Annotated in this window: 17 protein-coding genes; 9 read left to right on the forward strand and 8 right to left on the reverse strand. The window is 47.3% G+C overall.

What is annotated here, in order from left to right; all coding sequences use genetic code 11:
- Positions 1 to 2 precede the first annotated feature (2 nt).
- From KME11_09720 to KME11_09735, 4 genes are read right to left on the reverse strand one after another with little or no spacing between them, the layout of a single operon-like run.
- Positions 3 to 533 (reverse strand): NUDIX domain-containing protein, encoded by a 531-nt coding sequence (locus KME11_09720; GenBank protein MBW4515490.1) that lies wholly within the window; start codon positions 531 to 533, stop codon positions 3 to 5.
- 32 nt (positions 534 to 565) lie between these two features.
- Positions 566 to 802, reverse strand: a complete 237-nt coding sequence (locus KME11_09725) for a hypothetical protein (GenBank protein ID MBW4515491.1) — start codon at positions 800 to 802, stop codon at positions 566 to 568.
- 35 nt (positions 803 to 837) lie between these two features.
- A complete protein-coding gene (locus KME11_09730; protein ID MBW4515492.1) occupies positions 838 to 2,148 on the reverse strand; it encodes a TldD/PmbA family protein in 1,311 nt (436 codons plus the stop codon).
- On the reverse strand, positions 2,145 to 2,435 hold the full coding sequence (locus tag KME11_09735) for a hypothetical protein (GenBank protein MBW4515493.1): 291 nt from the start codon (positions 2,433 to 2,435) through the stop codon (positions 2,145 to 2,147). The genes KME11_09730 and KME11_09735 overlap by 4 nt, the downstream gene beginning before the upstream one ends.
- 168 nt (positions 2,436 to 2,603) lie before the next feature.
- Here KME11_09735 and KME11_09740 point away from each other — a divergent pair, with 168 nt between their 5' ends.
- Positions 2,604 to 2,903 carry a type II toxin-antitoxin system HigB family toxin gene (locus KME11_09740; GenBank protein ID MBW4515494.1) on the forward strand — a complete coding sequence of 100 codons (300 nt, stop codon included), beginning with the start codon at positions 2,604 to 2,606 and terminating at the stop codon, positions 2,901 to 2,903.
- A complete protein-coding gene (locus KME11_09745; GenBank protein ID MBW4515495.1) occupies positions 2,887 to 3,297 on the forward strand; it encodes a transcriptional regulator in 411 nt (136 codons plus the stop codon). The genes KME11_09740 and KME11_09745 overlap by 17 nt, the downstream gene beginning before the upstream one ends.
- Before the next feature lie 120 nt (positions 3,298 to 3,417).
- Here KME11_09745 and KME11_09750 read toward each other — a convergent pair whose 3' ends face one another.
- A complete protein-coding gene (locus KME11_09750; protein MBW4515496.1) occupies positions 3,418 to 3,618 on the reverse strand; it encodes a hypothetical protein in 201 nt (66 codons plus the stop codon).
- Between KME11_09750 and KME11_09755 the strand changes: the two genes are divergently transcribed.
- From KME11_09755 to KME11_09765, 3 genes are all read left to right on the forward strand, one after another.
- A complete protein-coding gene (locus KME11_09755) occupies positions 3,609 to 3,767 on the forward strand; it encodes a hypothetical protein (GenBank protein ID MBW4515497.1) in 159 nt (52 codons plus the stop codon). The two genes, KME11_09750 and KME11_09755, sit on opposite strands and share 10 nt — an antisense overlap.
- Before the next feature lie 4 nt (positions 3,768 to 3,771).
- Positions 3,772 to 3,933, forward strand: coding sequence for a hypothetical protein (locus KME11_09760; GenBank protein ID MBW4515498.1), 162 nt, complete (start codon positions 3,772 to 3,774; stop codon positions 3,931 to 3,933).
- A 261-nt stretch (positions 3,934 to 4,194) separates the two neighbouring features.
- Positions 4,195 to 5,289, forward strand: a complete 1,095-nt coding sequence (locus KME11_09765; GenBank protein MBW4515499.1) for a site-specific DNA-methyltransferase — start codon at positions 4,195 to 4,197, stop codon at positions 5,287 to 5,289.
- Here KME11_09765 and KME11_09770 read toward each other — a convergent pair.
- Entirely contained in the window at positions 5,259 to 6,263 is a 1,005-nt protein-coding gene (locus tag KME11_09770) for a BstXI family restriction endonuclease (protein ID MBW4515500.1), read from the reverse strand. The genes KME11_09765 and KME11_09770 overlap by 31 nt on opposite strands.
- A gap of 51 nt (positions 6,264 to 6,314) precedes the next feature.
- Complete coding sequence (locus tag KME11_09775) at positions 6,315 to 6,560, reverse strand: helix-turn-helix transcriptional regulator (GenBank protein MBW4515501.1); 246 nt, start codon at positions 6,558 to 6,560, stop codon at positions 6,315 to 6,317.
- Between the two features lie 191 nt (positions 6,561 to 6,751).
- Here KME11_09775 and KME11_09780 point away from each other — a divergent pair, with 191 nt between their 5' ends.
- From KME11_09780 to KME11_09790, 3 genes are all read left to right on the forward strand, one after another.
- On the forward strand, positions 6,752 to 7,009 hold the full coding sequence (locus KME11_09780; GenBank protein ID MBW4515502.1) for a hypothetical protein: 258 nt from the start codon (positions 6,752 to 6,754) through the stop codon (positions 7,007 to 7,009).
- 93 nt (positions 7,010 to 7,102) lie between these two features.
- A complete protein-coding gene (locus KME11_09785) occupies positions 7,103 to 8,269 on the forward strand; it encodes an FIST C-terminal domain-containing protein (protein ID MBW4515503.1) in 1,167 nt (388 codons plus the stop codon).
- Positions 8,270 to 9,355: a HAMP domain-containing histidine kinase gene (locus KME11_09790; protein MBW4515504.1), complete on the forward strand. Its 1,086-nt coding sequence runs from the start codon at positions 8,270 to 8,272 to the stop codon at positions 9,353 to 9,355.
- A gap of 55 nt (positions 9,356 to 9,410) precedes the next feature.
- Here KME11_09790 and KME11_09795 read toward each other — a convergent pair whose 3' ends face one another.
- Positions 9,411 to 11,822 carry an endonuclease MutS2 gene (locus KME11_09795; protein MBW4515505.1) on the reverse strand — a complete coding sequence of 804 codons (2,412 nt, stop codon included), beginning with the start codon at positions 11,820 to 11,822 and terminating at the stop codon, positions 9,411 to 9,413.
- Between the two features lie 197 nt (positions 11,823 to 12,019).
- Here KME11_09795 and KME11_09800 point away from each other — a divergent pair, with 197 nt between their 5' ends.
- Positions 12,020 to 14,644 (forward strand): 5'-nucleotidase C-terminal domain-containing protein, encoded by a 2,625-nt coding sequence (locus tag KME11_09800; GenBank protein ID MBW4515506.1) that lies wholly within the window; start codon positions 12,020 to 12,022, stop codon positions 14,642 to 14,644.
- Positions 14,645 to 14,800: the final 156 nt, after the last annotated feature.

The raw sequence follows: 14,800 nt of genomic DNA on the forward strand, positions 1-14,800 counted from the left end.
CTCTAATGCAAAAGTTCATGCAATCTGTAATAACCAATTTGACAGCCCGAATAATCACAGGTCTTCAAAAAATCAAGCGGTTTCCATTCATTTTTACTAATAGATTCAAAAAATGATCCATCCTGTGTCGCGGCTTGAGGCTCCATGCCTGTTACTTCTTGCCAGAACAGATAAACCGTTTCATCGGTTTGAGTACCAACAATATATTTACCCAAATCTTGCAGTTCAGAAAGCGCATAGCCCGACTCTTCTAGCACTTCTCGGATAACGCATTCATCCAGCAATTCATCTGGAGTGTCCAAACCTCCAGTAATTGGGCAAGGGTACAGCCGAAAGTCATCATCTAAATCTGCATTGTGAACAGGTAACGGCTGCATTCTCACTAAAACTTCCCAAGTCTGCTCTAGAGTTTTACGGACTAGAAACACACCCACAGAATCTCTATGCTTGCGACGTAAATAGTAAAACCGTCTAGGTGTTTCAATGACCTGAACCCAAGCTTTGGGGCTTTCAAAAATTACCTTCTCTGCCATCTTCTCATCCTTCTTCATCCCCTAGGTTAGAATTATCCGCCCTTTTGTTGAATCAACGTCTCTACAATGCCCACCAGTCGCGTAATATTTTGCTCTTGCCGCTCTGCGGTGAGCCGAATCTCAGTCAAGCCCATCGTCATTAGCCCTACCTGCTCGGTCAGGGCTTTTACCCCCTCTGAAATGGTCTCAACGTTGTCGGCTGTCCGTTCAGCAACAGCCGTCAGCCGCTCTAATCTAGCGTCGATTACATCCAACCGCTCTGCACTCATATTCTGTCCCTAAACGAAGTTCTTAGCATTTTATATCAACCTTGTCTTGCAGAAACTCCTAGCTTTGAAAACAGCAGGCTAGGCAAGTAAGAGCCGCCGCCCACCCATTCTGGCGTATCACCCAAATCTGCTAGGTTTTGGAATGCCTCAAAAATGCTGCCCGCTACCATTGTGTTTTTCACCCGTCCGACAATCTTGCCCTGCTCAACCTTGTAGCCTAAATCGAGGTTGACTGAAAACTCTCCGGCGAGTTGGTTCGACTGCCCGGCTCCTAGAACCTGATCGACAATAATGCCTTCATCTATGCTGGCGATGAGGTCGGCGGTGGAAGTGCTGCCCGGAGCCATGCAGATGTTAACCATGTCGGGAGAGGGACGAGATAAGCCGCCCCGGAAGCCATTGCCTGTGGATTCGCGTCCGGCACGGGCTGCCCAGCGGCGATCCCAGTAGAAGCCTTTGACGGTGCCGTTTTTGATGTAGGCTTTGCGGCTAGTGGGGGTGCCTTCGTCGTCGAAGGTGCGGGCGCTGATGCCGAGGCTGGGGTCTTCAAAGAGGGTGAGGCGAGGGTCGAAGAGGGTTTCGCCAATTTTGTCGGCAAGGGGAGAAGATTTTTGGACGACGGTTTGCCCTGAGAGAACGGTGTCGAATAGTCCGGCGATCGCACTAGCCACTGCCCTGGGGGTAAACAGCACAGGATAAGATCCGCTGCTAATCGTGGCGGTCTGCTCTGCCCGTCGATATTTTTCTAATAGCTCTGCCAAAATGCGATCGGTGTTGAGGGGGCGATCGTTGGCGACATCGAAGCTATAGGCTTGTAAAAAGTCTTCGCCTCGCACCAGGTTTCCTGAAATGCTGACGCTGGTGGTGCGGCTGGTGCGTTCGGCGTATACGTCGTTGCTGGTAACAATTTTGACGGTGCCAGAGCGGGCGTGAAAGCTCACGTCTACCAGAATTTCGGCGTTGTAATCGTGGACTTGTTGAATGAGGCGATCGCCTACTTCGACTAATTCTTCGGTTTTGGGGGGTGCATAGTTTGTGCCACCACTCTCTACCTGATGGAAATTTGCAGCAAACTCAAACTCTGCTGCGCTGCCAATTTCAGCAGTCTGCACGGCAGCATCGACCAGATCTTCTAGTCGAGTCAGATCAGTGGAACTGGCAAACCCAAACCGACCGTTGCAAATGACCCGTAGCGCTACGCCTTGTAGTGCCTTGGTTTGCAGCGACTTGAGACGATTATTCTCAAATTCGATCGGCGTGTCTTCGCTAGAGACAAAGTAAATCTCAGCCGCTTCTGAGCGTGGTTTGGCGAGTTGCAAAATGGTTTCTAGGATGGAATCGTTCATTCGTTTAAGTCTTCTCTATTAATTAGATGATCCAGAATTCTACGATTCTCGGTTTGCAAACCCCTGACTTCACCTTGCACCTCTCGAATCTCACCCTGCATCTCTCGCATGATAGCCCGATCTTCGTCAGCGCTTTGGGCTAGAACTGTAATCATGCTCACCACATCACTAATGTTGGTGCGCATTTCTTGATGATTGCTGGCTTGCTGGTGGGCAAGCTGTTGGACAGCAAGTAAAGTGGTTTCTGCTAGTGCTTCTAGTCGATCCAGGCGTTCTTCAGTGGTCATACTTTCTGCGTTGCTCGATAACTTAATTTTAGAGGAGTTTCAGCTAAACCAGATTAATCCCATCTCTAAGATAGTCAGATCAACACCTTGACATTTTTCTCTCAAAATGAGAGCATAGCATCATTATTGATTAATTTATACTTTTAACAATGAAAAACAACATAGAACATGCACCTGATTTCAATTCGCAATCTTCGAGCTAATGCAGCGCAGTATCCTGACGTAAAGACTAATATCGACCACTGGTTTGCAACGGTTAGCAAAGCGGAATGGCAAAATTTAGAAGATGTTCGTCTAGTTTATCGAGATGCTGAAGCCGTAGGAAACTTTACTGTTTTTAATATCAAAGGCAACACTTATCGACTGATTGTGGGAATCGACTACGAAGATCAAACGGTATATTACAAATACTTCCTCACCCACGCTGAATACGATAAAGACAAGTGGAAAAATGACCCTTACTTTTAATCCTGTTACCTATAGCAACCTGCTGGCTGAAGTCGCTCCAATGGTGATTGAAACAGAAGCTGAGTACGATCGCGCCTTAGCAGTGGCAGAGCGACTAACGTTTACCAAAAATCGCACTCCTGAAGAACGAGCTTTACACAAGCTCATGGTGATGCTGATTAAGGCTTATGAAGTAGAGCATTATCCAACAGAAAAATCTCCGCCGCACGAAATCTTGCAGCACATTATGGAATCAAGTGGAACTCGGCAATCTGATTTAGTTGGAATAATCGGATCGAGCGGGGTTGTTTCTGAGGTGGTTAACGGTAAGCGATCGATTAGTAAAGCTCAAGCTAAGACACTGGGAGAGTATTTCAAAGTGTTACCTAGTTTGTTTATTTTTGATCACGATTAGCTGAACTCAGCGCGATCGCTCTCCTATTCAACCCAGCGGAATGCACCGAAGTCATAAAGAGATAGATGCATTCCGCTGTAGAGTGGGCGACCCCTTGCAGGTATCTCGAAGAGCGCGCCCTTACACTGCCATGCGAGAACGGATCAGCACGCTCATCACTTCACCCGGATTAGGGGCAGGTAATAACCCGCTCCAGTTCCCGGCTTCGGCGTAGCCGCGCTGGTGTAATTCGTGAATGTTCTCGCGCACGCCTTCGGGAGAGCCAATCAGTAATACTGCTAGTTGTTCTCGGTGGGGAGTGGGCTGAGGCAATGCAGCCATCTGAGCGTCAACTGCTGACTGAATGGGCAGTTTGCTTCGTAGCTTGTTTCTCAACGTTGTATTCATTTGGCAATCATCCTTTGAGTTTCTGGGGACAGAAAACCCAAAACCTAGCCGCCCATCAAGTCGAAGCGAATCAGGGCGGCTAGGAGAATGTTAAAATCTCCGACAGCCACCATCCTGCTAGTGACAGTTTGGGGGTTAGCCGTCCATCTGCTGCTCGTAACAGCGATGGGCGGTGCTAGGTTTTTGGGGTCTGACTGTGTGCAATGCCACACAGCCTTAGCTTTGGAGAATACCGAGGATTGTTGGTGAAAGTCAAGGGGATGAAGGATTTTTATGCCATAATGCTGTCACCTCACCCCATTGAAAAAAGAGTAAATTCTGTTTAGCTCCGTAAAAAATAAGATATTTAGACAAACTGCGAAGGCAAATTGAGACTAAAAACTCTCTAATGACGGGTCATGCCTCTAGTCTACAGTGGCTGATTCATGGCAGAGGCACTCAAGATAGGTTGATTTTTCTTGTCCGAAATTGTAGACTATAAGTCACCTTTCGATGAATAGTTGCTGATAAATGTCTACAAGAGAACAAGATTTTGAACAAATTGCCCTTGCATTGTCTAGCAGCATTCGAGCCTCTGCACCTGGTGGCATTCTTGCAGAAGGTGATTCATTACTATTGCTTCAAAAGATACCTGCTCACAGTATTTCGCTGATTTTGACAGATCCGCCTTATCACTCTACAAAGAAGCAAAATATCTACGGCGATACTCAATTTGAGGAAGATCAGCATTATCTCGAATGGATAGAATCATATTCTTCCGAATGGCGTCGGGTGCTTCGTCCAAACGGCTCCTTATTCTGTTTCTGTGACTCTTCAATGGCTGCGCGGCTTGAGATGCTATTTACTAAGAGCTTTAATATACTCTCTCACATCGTTTGGACTAAGCCAAATGATCCAGGATTTGACGGTTGGAAAGGAAAAATGAAGAAAGAGGCACTCCGACAGTGGTATCCTCACTCAGAGCGTATCCTATTTGCCGAGCCAGCAGTTGAAGGAAATCTTCATCGTTCGCCATTTGCTAAGTTTCTTCGTGATGTACGGAGTAAAGCAGGCTTATCACAACATGAATTGACTGCTATGGTTGGTGCATATGGAAAAGTCAATCATGGCGGTGCAGTTTCTAATTGGGAAGCTGGTCGTAATACACCTAGCCGAGAACAATATGAAAAGATATGCTCCGCAATAATTAGTACAGGTCAGGTAGACTACATGCCGCCTTATGAAGATGTCACCCGAGTCTTTAAAATTGACGGCTCCAAAGAATTTACTGATGTCTGGACTTTCCCATCTGTTCGCCCCTACAAAGGTAAACATCCAGCAGAGAAGCCTTTGGCTATGTTGGAACATGCTATTGGGGCAACGACCAATCTAGGCGACATAGTACTAGACTGTTTTTCTGGTTCAGGAAGTACAGCTTTAGCTGCTCTCAATCTAGGAAGACGTACTATTGCGCTAGAAATTGATCAGAAGTGGGTAAAAGCTGTTGCTGCGCGTTTAGAGGTGGAAAATATGAAACGCAATGGGAAAGAGCTTAAATATCAACCACAAGAGAACGGTAGCTCAACTTTAGTGCATCAACTTGGATTGTTCTCAGGAGTAAAATGACCGTCATTGATGTTAATTTTAACGACGCCATACATCCACTCAAGAGTCTCCATAATGCCAGAATCTTTGACAACTACGTTGCAGTGATGGTGTCCCCAACCGAGATTATAGGGCCTATGATTATAGACTCCATACCTCAACTCTTCGATATGGAAAAGGTTTATCTGAGTTATGGTTAAGTTGTGAACTCCCCGACCTTCTGCCTGCTCTAGTCGGCTGAAGAAGCCTCGACTTGAAAGCTGCTCCAAGCACAGTGGACAAATTGTGAACCCATTTCGATTGATAGTACGAGCTTCGGTTAGTCGATCTTTGTCCAATAGATAAAATTTTTGACACTCTGCTTGAATGTATTGCTTTCGTATTGTAATGTCAGCAGCGTTCATGCCTTTCTCTATGGAAACATTATCTGAATCACAACAAGACCAGTAAAGGGCCTCAAGCTGAAGGCGACACTCTGCATTCATTTTCGAGCTTGCATACTCATATAATCTAATACCTGCTCCTTTTGAAGATGTCGAATCAAATCCCCGTATAATCTTTCCTCCATCTTCCGAGGAAGTTGTTGCAGACACTCGTGCTACGTACTGTCCGCCAAGAGGTTCTTGTCTAAATTGTGCAGCAGTCAAACCATTTATTTCAGGATTGTATAGGTTCCATTGAGTCCGAGTTTCATAAAATATCAACGTATTTCTACCAAGATATAATCCATGGGACTGAAGTTCTTGAACAATATTATCGGTAGTAAAGTAGATTTCTGGACTAATAAGAACAATAAACCCATTGTCAAAGGTCAATTCGCCATTAGGCGGGCTAGAACATTTTCCCCAGAGAGTATGAGGAATTAATACTGTGCTGTTTCTAGAAACACGATTTTGATATATGACATCATCATCTGCTCCTCTTGTCTGTCCTGTTTTATATATTTTCCTATCGAGGAGTTGAGGTAGTTTCGGTCTTCTTGCTCTAAAATCCATTTAGCTTGCCACTCATGTCGTGCTTCAGAAGTCTAGATGTTATCGGTATGATTATGAGCCATGTTTTTGATTAAATTCATCGAATAACTTTGTGAAAAATATTGGTAAGTCTACACCTAGTGCATATACTATCTGCTCTAATGAATCGAGTGTAATATTACGAACTCCTCTTTCAACTCCTGAAATATAAGTTCTGTCCAAGCCTGCTTTATCAGCAAGATCTTCTTGGCTCATACCGTTTGCCTTACGAAAATGTCTTACTGTAGAAGCGACGGCAGTGATCAGTACTTTTTCCATTCACAATTGACGTTTCCATTAATAGCCAGTAAAAAGCTGAGTGTTGTCACATTGTCTAAAAATGTAGATTATTAGTCCACGGACTATAAGTCACACAAGACATCAAAACTCCATCACACTTGACCTCCAAGAGGTTAGCTGTAGGAATTCGGGAGTGATTCACGGCAAGTGAAGTAAAACATTAGCATTCTATGCGCAATCGCCCTTCACACCACAGCAGCGATCGCCCCTACCCTAAGATCAAGACACTGAATATTGCAAGATTTACCACTCCTCAACAATGCCTGAACTGCTTTGACAAGCAATCGCACTTCCCGATACCGCAAGCAATCGCCCAAATTAGCAAGTCTCTATCAGCGCGATCGCACTTCTCATCACATCAGCGCGCTGCTTCGCAAATACCGCAAGGGTCGCTAACCCAGCCAAAACTTAGACCGCCAAGCCGATAAAATCGACTGCTTAAAAGAAATTTACTAAAACGAAGAGGGAACTCTATGAACAGGTAATAGGCAACCTAGCCTTGGATTTCTAGGAAAGAAGTAATGTTAAAGTTTGTCGTTGGTCATAGTAACGATCCCGATTCTCAAACTGCTGTCTTGGAAGTTTTAGAGCAAATACACTCTACTCTAGCAGGCATGAATCCCCAGGCAGGTATATTGTTTGCTGCCATTGATTTTGACCATACCCTCATTCTGAATCGAGTTGTCCAAGCCTTTCCAGAGATCGAGTTAATTGGCGGAACCACTGATGGAGAACTGTCTTCTGTGTTGGGGTTTGAGCAGGATTCTCTGACTCTCATGGTATTCTGCTCAGACAATATTACTATCAGTGCTGGAATTGGACGGGGTGTCTCTAAAGATCCGATCGCCGCTTCCGAGGCTGCTGTGCAACAGGCAATTGCGGCTCATCAAGAAGAGCTTCAGTTCTGCATTGCCTTACCCGAAAGCTTAACCACCAGCGGAGTTTTAATGCTGGATAGCCTCAAGCAGGCTTTAGGAGAACAGGTGCCGATCTTTGGCGGACTTACCGCCGATCAATGGCGATCGCAGCAAACCTATCAATTCTTTAAAACCGAAGTGTGTAGCGATGCGGTAACAGTTCTATTGTTTTCTGGCGCTATTTTATTTTCCCATGGAATTGCCAGCGGTTGGCATCCCATTGGCAATTCAGGACGAGTGACCAAAGCCGAGAACAACGTCGTTTATGAGATTGACGACCAACCTGCTCTAGCGTTTTACCATCGCTATTTAGGAGCCTTGCCCCCTTCCTCAGAATATCCACTAGCACTGTTTGACGCAGATAGCGATCGCCATTATATGCGCGCCCCTACTGGCATCTATGACCCTAGCATCGGCAGCATTACCTTTTTTGGCGATGTTCCAGTACAGTCTACAGTACAGATTACAGAAGCAACCCATGATGAAATTCTCTCTGCATCCCAACAGTCAACGATGCAAGCATTAGAGAACTATCCAGGTCAAGCTCCTGCGGCTGCCTTATTTTTTTCTTGTGCAAGCCGCCGCCAGATCTTAGGCAGTCGAACTAAAGAAGAGTACGAGCAAGCGCAATCCTGTTTAACTCAATCTTTGCCGCAATTGTTACCCAGTTGTGGGTTTTATACTAACGGAGAAATAGCCCCCTTACAGCAGAAAGGAGCAGCCCATTATCACAACGAAACCTTTATTACCTTACTGCTGGGGGAAGCCTAAATGTTATCGAATGAAACCGCTCTGCAAGTCAGAGTTCAGCAGTTGGAAAAAGAAAATCGACTTCTCCGAAAAAAGTTAGAGCGATCGGATGCGACCTGTCTTCAACTGGAAGAAACCACTCGAAAGAAAGAATCCTTACTGAGGCAAGTCATCTATGAGCTAAAAGAATCGCAGACAAACTTAGAAGACCAAAGCCGCGAACTAGAGCAAACCCTCGCAGACCTCAAACGCGCACAAACTCAACTGGTGCAGGCTGAAAAGATGTCAAGTTTGGGGCAGCTTGTGGCAGGGGTAGCCCATGAAATCAACAATCCGGTAAACTTTATCCACGGCAACCTAAACTATGTGCAGGAATATGCCCAAAGTTTATTGAGCTTTATGCAACTTTACCGAGATCACTATCCTGACTCGGCACCTGAGATCCAAGCTAAGGCAGAAGACATTGATTTAGAGTTTATCCAAACGGATTTGCCTAAGATCATAGATTCCATGAAAATAGGGACTGAGCGCATTCGCCAGATCGTTTTGTCGCTGCGCAATTTCTCACGCATGGATGAAGCAGAATTTAAAGCTGTTGACATTCATGAGGGCATCGACAGTACGTTATTGATTTTGCAGCATCGCTTAAAAGATACCCCGGAGGCTCCGGCGATCGAGGTCATTCGTGACTATGGTAATTTACCCATTGTAGAATGCTATCCAGGTCAACTCAATCAAGCATTGATGAACATTCTGGCAAATGCAATTGATGCACTTGAAGAAGCCAATATTGAACGAACCTACCCAGAAATTCAGAAAAATCCTGGTCGTATTACTATCCAAACTTCCGTTGTAGACTTAACGTGGGTAAAAATTGCAATCTCTGATAACGGCATAGGTATGCCTGAATCCGTTCAGCAACGAGTTTTCGATCCATTTTTTACCACAAAATCTGTAGGAAAAGGAACGGGCATGGGAATGTCAATTAGTTATCAGATTATCACTGAGAAACATGGTGGTAAACTAGATTGCTTTTCCCTCCCTGGCGAGAAAACAGAGTTTGTCATCCAAATTCCTGTCCAGCAGCAAGCGAGTTATGCAGGTTAATCAGCCCGTTGTGTGCTTATTAAATAGGGAGTTTTGTTAATTCACTCTCCTTAATTCAGTCAATGTAAGCCACCGTCACCCCCGTCCCACCATCTGCCTGTGCTGCCGCCTCAAACCTGGCTACTTGCGGATGCCGCTTCAAAAATTCCTGCACTCCTTGCTTCAACTTGCCCGTACCATGACCATGAATAATCCATAGGCAACCTGCATCCGCCGCCGCGATCTTTTGCTCTAGAACAACTTCAGCATCTGCGACACGACTGCCCCGAATATCCAGCGTATTGCGGGAAGTGCGAACTTGGGGGGCAGGTGCCGGAGGTGCAGACGGCTCTGGTAGAGGCTTGAGTGGTTTGGGCGGTATGTCCACTTTTTCGCCTTGAAGCGACTCTACATCTTTTAGCGAAACCATCATCTTCATCAGACCAAACCGGACGGAGAGTTCGCCATCGTCATTGGGATTAGTCAGAACTTCGGCAGTTTGCCCTAAGCGGGGAATGCGAACACGATCGCCCATTTTCGGCATAAATCCTGGCTTGGGCAACTTCACTTGCTGGCGCGAGGGCAAGCGATCGGCAATTTGGTTTAGCCCTTCGGTTGCCTGTTGTGCGTCTTGAGCCGTCACTGAACCTTTTTGCAGTTTGCGAATGACCTGGGCAATTTCGCCTTTGGCTTGGGCGATCGCTTGCTGCACGGCTTGTTCCTGCTGCTGTTGCAATTCTCGTTCTCGCAGTCGCAGCATTTCGGCTTTCTGAGTAATTTCTTGATTCAACCGTTCTGCTTGTTCCACAATCTGCGTGGCTGCCAGTGCCTTTTCTTCCTGCTGTCGGCGCTGTGCCTCTAGTCCAGCAATGACCTGGTTAATGTCTTCCGAAGAGCTTAACCCCACATGACCTTGGGCGCTTTCAACGATCTCTGCCTTTAGCCCCAGTCGCCGCGCGATCGCCAAAGCGTTCGATCGCCCCGGAATGCCCCACAATAAGCGATAGGTAGGCGACAGGGTGACATCGTTAAATTCTACTGAGGCGTTTTCAAAGCGATCGTCTTGATATTTAAGAGCTTTGAGTTCACCAAAGTGAGTGGTGGCAACGGTGAGTTGGGCATGGTCGGCAAGATAGTTGAGGAGAGCGATCGCCAGGGCGCTACCTTCGGAAGGATCGGTGCCTGCGCCCACTTCGTCTAGTAACACCAGAGAATTTTTTTGCGGTTCCGCTTCGCTCTCTGACCCTAACGCCTCTAATACCCGACTAATGCGGCGGATATGACCTGAGAAAGTAGACAAACTTTGCTGCAAAGATTGTTCATCACCAATGTCTGCCAAAATTTGGTCGAACCAGGGCAATTCTACAGGCTCACGGGCTGGCACAAATAAGCCAACTTTTGCCATTAATACGGCTAGTCCCAGAGTCTTGAGCGTGACAGTTTTGCCGCCTGTATTGGGGCCTGTAATGGCGACTACTCGAATATGGGGCTGAATCACTAAATCAATGGGTACAACTTCTGTGCCTTGCTCATGGCGCTGTTGCCAAACGAGTAGGGGATGACGAAGACGACGGAGCGTAATAGATTCGTTCTTTTGCAGTCCAAAATCGATAAATCTAGGTGGATTCGCCTCTAACCATAGGGAATATCGTGCTCTGGCTGTGGCTAAATCGAGGGTAGTGACGATCGCCAAAAGCCTTTCCAAATCTGGCTTTACTTCTGCCACCTGCTCCGTTAAGCCTCGCAGCACTAACTCTTCTTCCCGCTGTTCTTGGCGGGTGAGTTGACGCAGTTGGTTACCCAAACTGACAATGCTGTGCGGCTCAATGTACAGCGTCATGCCGCTGGTAGACGTGTCGTGGACAATACCGGGAATGGCATCTTTTTGGGGCGCTTTAACAGGGATAACAAAGCGATCGCCCCGCTGTGTAATGACTGCTTCTTGAATTGCGTTGGAATGACGCTGCAATATTTTGTGAAGGGTTTGATAAATGCGATCGCGCACTTGCCGGAGTTCGCCCCGTACCGCCTCTAATTTGACACTGGCGCGATCGGTAACTTTACCGCGATCGTCAATGCAATGATGAATGGCTTGTTCTAGCTCTGGGTAAGTCCGCAATTCCGACACCAGTTCATTCAAAACAAACAAATTAGGCTGATTATCAATCATCCGGCGCAACTGCCTTGCACCCGCCAAAGTTGTGGCGAGTTCCAGTAGCTCAGTGCCGTTTAAGATGCCCTGTAGCTCTGCCCGTTCTAGGGCATCACCAATATCATAAATGCCTTCAAACGCAAGCCCGTAGGATAGCTCGCTCTCAAGCTGATAAACCTCTTGGGTCTGTGCCAGCAACGCTTGGCTTTCGGTCATAGCGGTTGGAATCCGTAAATGGCTAGCGGCTCTTGTCCCTAGCTTTGTGGCGGCAAAGGTGGCAAGGTGCTGGCACAGGCGTGACCATTCCAATAGTTCTAAAGTTTCGGCTTGAATCAAGAGGCGTAAGGGGGCAGTGGGAAGGGGGCTACAGACATCGACTAGTCTACATTCTATCGAAATCTGATGTTCCTAACAGCACCTCTAAAGATCTGTAGCTTAATTACTCTTAAGCAAAAGATTATAAGTCGTTAATCTTGCCATGAGATTTTATGTGGAGGTTACTTGCCACCGAAAATCTCACCCAGAAAAAAGTTATGGCTATTACTTTACAGATTTTGCACGCCTCTGATTTTGAAGCGGGCATTCCAGCGATCGATGATTCCATTGGCTTTTCTGCCATTTTGGAAGGCTTCAGAACCAACGACGTTGCCCCTCAGTTCCAAGCTTCCCCTACGGCTCTAGCGAACACCCTGACGCTCTCATCAGGTGATAACTACATTCCGGGGCCCTTCTTCAACGCCTCCAGCGATACGAGCCTGAATGGTGTAGGTGGCTTAACCACCTCTACAGCCCCTACGATTGGACGGGCAGACGTAGGCATTTTGAACGCCCTAGGAATTCAAGCCTCGGCTTTTGGTAATCACGAATTTGACCTCGGCACTCGACAAGTTCAGGATATTTTGCGATCGGGCGGCGGCAGTCCTGGGCTAAACTTTCCCTATCTCAGCACCAACCTTGACTTTGCCCCCGACCCAAACCTAAGAGGTGAGCTAGCAACCAACCAGAATACCGCAGAAGCTAGCACCATTAAAAGAAAAATTGCCAAAAGCACCATTATCACTGTGGCGGGTGCCGACAACATTTTGGGCACACCCGATGATGAAAGGATCGGCATTGTGGGCGCGACAACCCCAACTCTGCGCAACATTTCATCGCCTGGATCTGTCGGCGTGCGTCCGGCAAATCCCATCGACTACGTTGCCCTTGCCGCAGAAATTCAAGCATCAGTCAATGCCTTGACTGACACAGGCATTAACAAAGTGATTCTGCTGGCTCATATGCAGCAGTTAAATATTGAACGCGATGAACTTGCCCCTCGCTTGAGAAATGTAGATGTCATCATTGCAGGAGGATCTAATACAACCTTATTGGATGCCAACGATCGCCTCCGTTCTGGTAGCACCGATGGTGGCGACTACCCCATCCTTAAAAAAGATGCCAATAATGAAGACGTTCTAGTTGTTAACACCGACGGAAACTATCGTTATGTGGGTCGAACGGTCGTGGGCTTTGACGACGCGGGCAAGCTTGTTCTCAGCAGTCTCAACGACACGGTCAATGGTGCATTTGCCACCGACGACGCGGGCGTGGATTTACTCTACGGTCGAGATGTGAACCCACAAACCGAGGCTAATGCCAATGTGGTCGCCATTTCCAATGCACTGCGAACTGTCATTACCAATAAAGATAACAACATAACAGGCAACACCAGTTTTTTCCTCAATGGTGGGCGGGAAGATTCGCGGACGCAAGAAACTAATCTGGGCAACCTCACCGCCGATGCTAACCTTGCCTATGGTCGTTTAATCGATCCAACGGTGACGATTTCGCTCAAAAATGGCGGCGGCATCCGAGACAATATTGGCGTTATTTCAGCAGGCAGCGGCGCAACCACTGCGGGCGACGTTCAAAAACTGCCACCCCAGCCCAACCCCCTCGCCCCTAATAAGCAAGTCGGCAGCATTTCTCAACTCGATATTGAGAACTCTTTGCGGTTTAATAACGGGCTTTCCCTCATTACCGTTACCGCTCAGCAATTGCTGCAATTGCTCGAACATGGCATGAGCGATTCGGGCCCCGGCAGAACTCCAGGTCGCTTCCCACAAGTGGGAGGTATCACCTTTAGCTTTGACCTATCTAGACCTGCGGCTGAGGATGTCAATGGGGATGGAATTCTTAACCCAGGAGAGGATAGGAACAACAACGGCGCACTGGACGCGGGGCAACGAGTGCGATCGCTCGCTCTCATCAACGAGGACGACAAAGTCACTCAGGTGCTAGTAGAAGACGGCGCAATTGTGGGCGACCCCAATCAAGCTTTCCGCATGGTCACCCTCGACTTTTTGCTAGGCACCACCCTAACCACAGGTGGCGACAGCTATCCTTTCCCGCAGTTTATCGCTGCTAATCCTGCCCTCGCTAACCGGGTTGATATTAGAGGCGAAACTACCGTTGACCTTAATCGCAACGGCATAATTGACGGCACTGTAGCATTTCCAGTAGGTCAGTCTACCTTCTCTGGTGTTGGCACCGAGCAAGATGCTTTAGCAGAATATCTGCTCCAAATCGGCACATTTGATCAAGAGGATACTGCCCCCACTGAAGATTCACGCATTCAAAACCTGGGTGCGCGTCAAGATACCATTCTCACGACCGGACGAGCTTTGACTGGAACAAGCAGCCGAGATGTAATCAGAGGGACGATCGGGGATGATGAGCTAAGGGGTCTGGGCGGCAGAGATACCCTAATTGGCTTTGCTGGCAACGATATCCTGACAGGCGATGCTGGAAACGATAACCTCAAAGGCAACGACGGTGACGACCAACTTCTAGGCGGCAACGGTAAGGATAAGATGTTTGGCGGCAACGGGAAAGACACGTTCTTTGGTGGTCGAGGCAACAACTTGTTTGTGGGTGGAAAAGGTGCCGATGTCTTTGGCTTAGAAACGGGGGGACGTGTTCTCATCCGCGACTTCCAAGATAGAATCGACAAATTGGGGCTGACGGGCAGACTAAGGTTTGGGAACCTGTCCATTGAGCAGTCTGGAAGAGATACAGTCATTAGCCGGGGTAATGATGTGTTGGCAGTTCTCAAAAAAGAGTCGGCTGACAACATCACCAAGGCTGATTTCATCAGGTTGGCACAACCGTCCTTCTAAGGCTTGAGTATGCTGAGATGATCCTCCCCAATCTTTTGTAAAAAGGAAACAACCGAACCCTCAAAGCCCCCTTTATCAGGGAGATTTGGGAGGATCTTCAAACCTCAAGCACTCATCGTGGAGCTATTAGAACAAGCCCGAAAATTAAAGGTGCTG

Origin of the sequence: Timaviella obliquedivisa GSE-PSE-MK23-08B (assembly GCA_019358855.1) — a bacterium.
GTDB classification, from domain to species: domain Bacteria; phylum Cyanobacteriota; class Cyanobacteriia; order Elainellales; family Elainellaceae; genus Timaviella; species Timaviella obliquedivisa.

Bases quoted from the DNA above. Each gene is read 5' to 3' on its own strand.
- KME11_09800 (MBW4515506.1), top strand. From the start codon at position 12,020: ATGGCTATTACTTTACAGATTTTGCACGCCTCTGATTTTGAAGCGGGC.
- KME11_09745 (MBW4515495.1), top strand. From the start codon at position 2,887: ATGACCCTTACTTTTAATCCTGTTACCTATAGCAACCTGCTGGCTGAA.
- KME11_09720 (MBW4515490.1), bottom strand. From the start codon at position 533: ATGGCAGAGAAGGTAATTTTTGAAAGCCCCAAAGCTTGGGTTCAGGTC.
- KME11_09780 (MBW4515502.1), top strand. From the start codon at position 6,752: ATGCGCAATCGCCCTTCACACCACAGCAGCGATCGCCCCTACCCTAAG.
- KME11_09770 (MBW4515500.1), bottom strand. From the start codon at position 6,263: ATGGATTTTAGAGCAAGAAGACCGAAACTACCTCAACTCCTCGATAGG.
- KME11_09760 (MBW4515498.1), top strand. From the start codon at position 3,772: ATGTTAAAATCTCCGACAGCCACCATCCTGCTAGTGACAGTTTGGGGG.
- KME11_09750 (MBW4515496.1), bottom strand. From the start codon at position 3,618: ATGGCTGCATTGCCTCAGCCCACTCCCCACCGAGAACAACTAGCAGTA.
- KME11_09730 (MBW4515492.1), bottom strand. From the start codon at position 2,148: ATGAACGATTCCATCCTAGAAACCATTTTGCAACTCGCCAAACCACGC.
- KME11_09785 (MBW4515503.1), top strand. From the start codon at position 7,103: ATGTTAAAGTTTGTCGTTGGTCATAGTAACGATCCCGATTCTCAAACT.
- KME11_09775 (MBW4515501.1), bottom strand. From the start codon at position 6,560: ATGGAAAAAGTACTGATCACTGCCGTCGCTTCTACAGTAAGACATTTT.
- KME11_09740 (MBW4515494.1), top strand. From the start codon at position 2,604: ATGCACCTGATTTCAATTCGCAATCTTCGAGCTAATGCAGCGCAGTAT.
- KME11_09755 (MBW4515497.1), top strand. From the start codon at position 3,609: ATGCAGCCATCTGAGCGTCAACTGCTGACTGAATGGGCAGTTTGCTTC.
- KME11_09735 (MBW4515493.1), bottom strand. From the start codon at position 2,435: ATGACCACTGAAGAACGCCTGGATCGACTAGAAGCACTAGCAGAAACC.
- KME11_09725 (MBW4515491.1), bottom strand. From the start codon at position 802: ATGAGTGCAGAGCGGTTGGATGTAATCGACGCTAGATTAGAGCGGCTG.
- KME11_09790 (MBW4515504.1), top strand. From the start codon at position 8,270: ATGTTATCGAATGAAACCGCTCTGCAAGTCAGAGTTCAGCAGTTGGAA.
- KME11_09765 (MBW4515499.1), top strand. From the start codon at position 4,195: ATGTCTACAAGAGAACAAGATTTTGAACAAATTGCCCTTGCATTGTCT.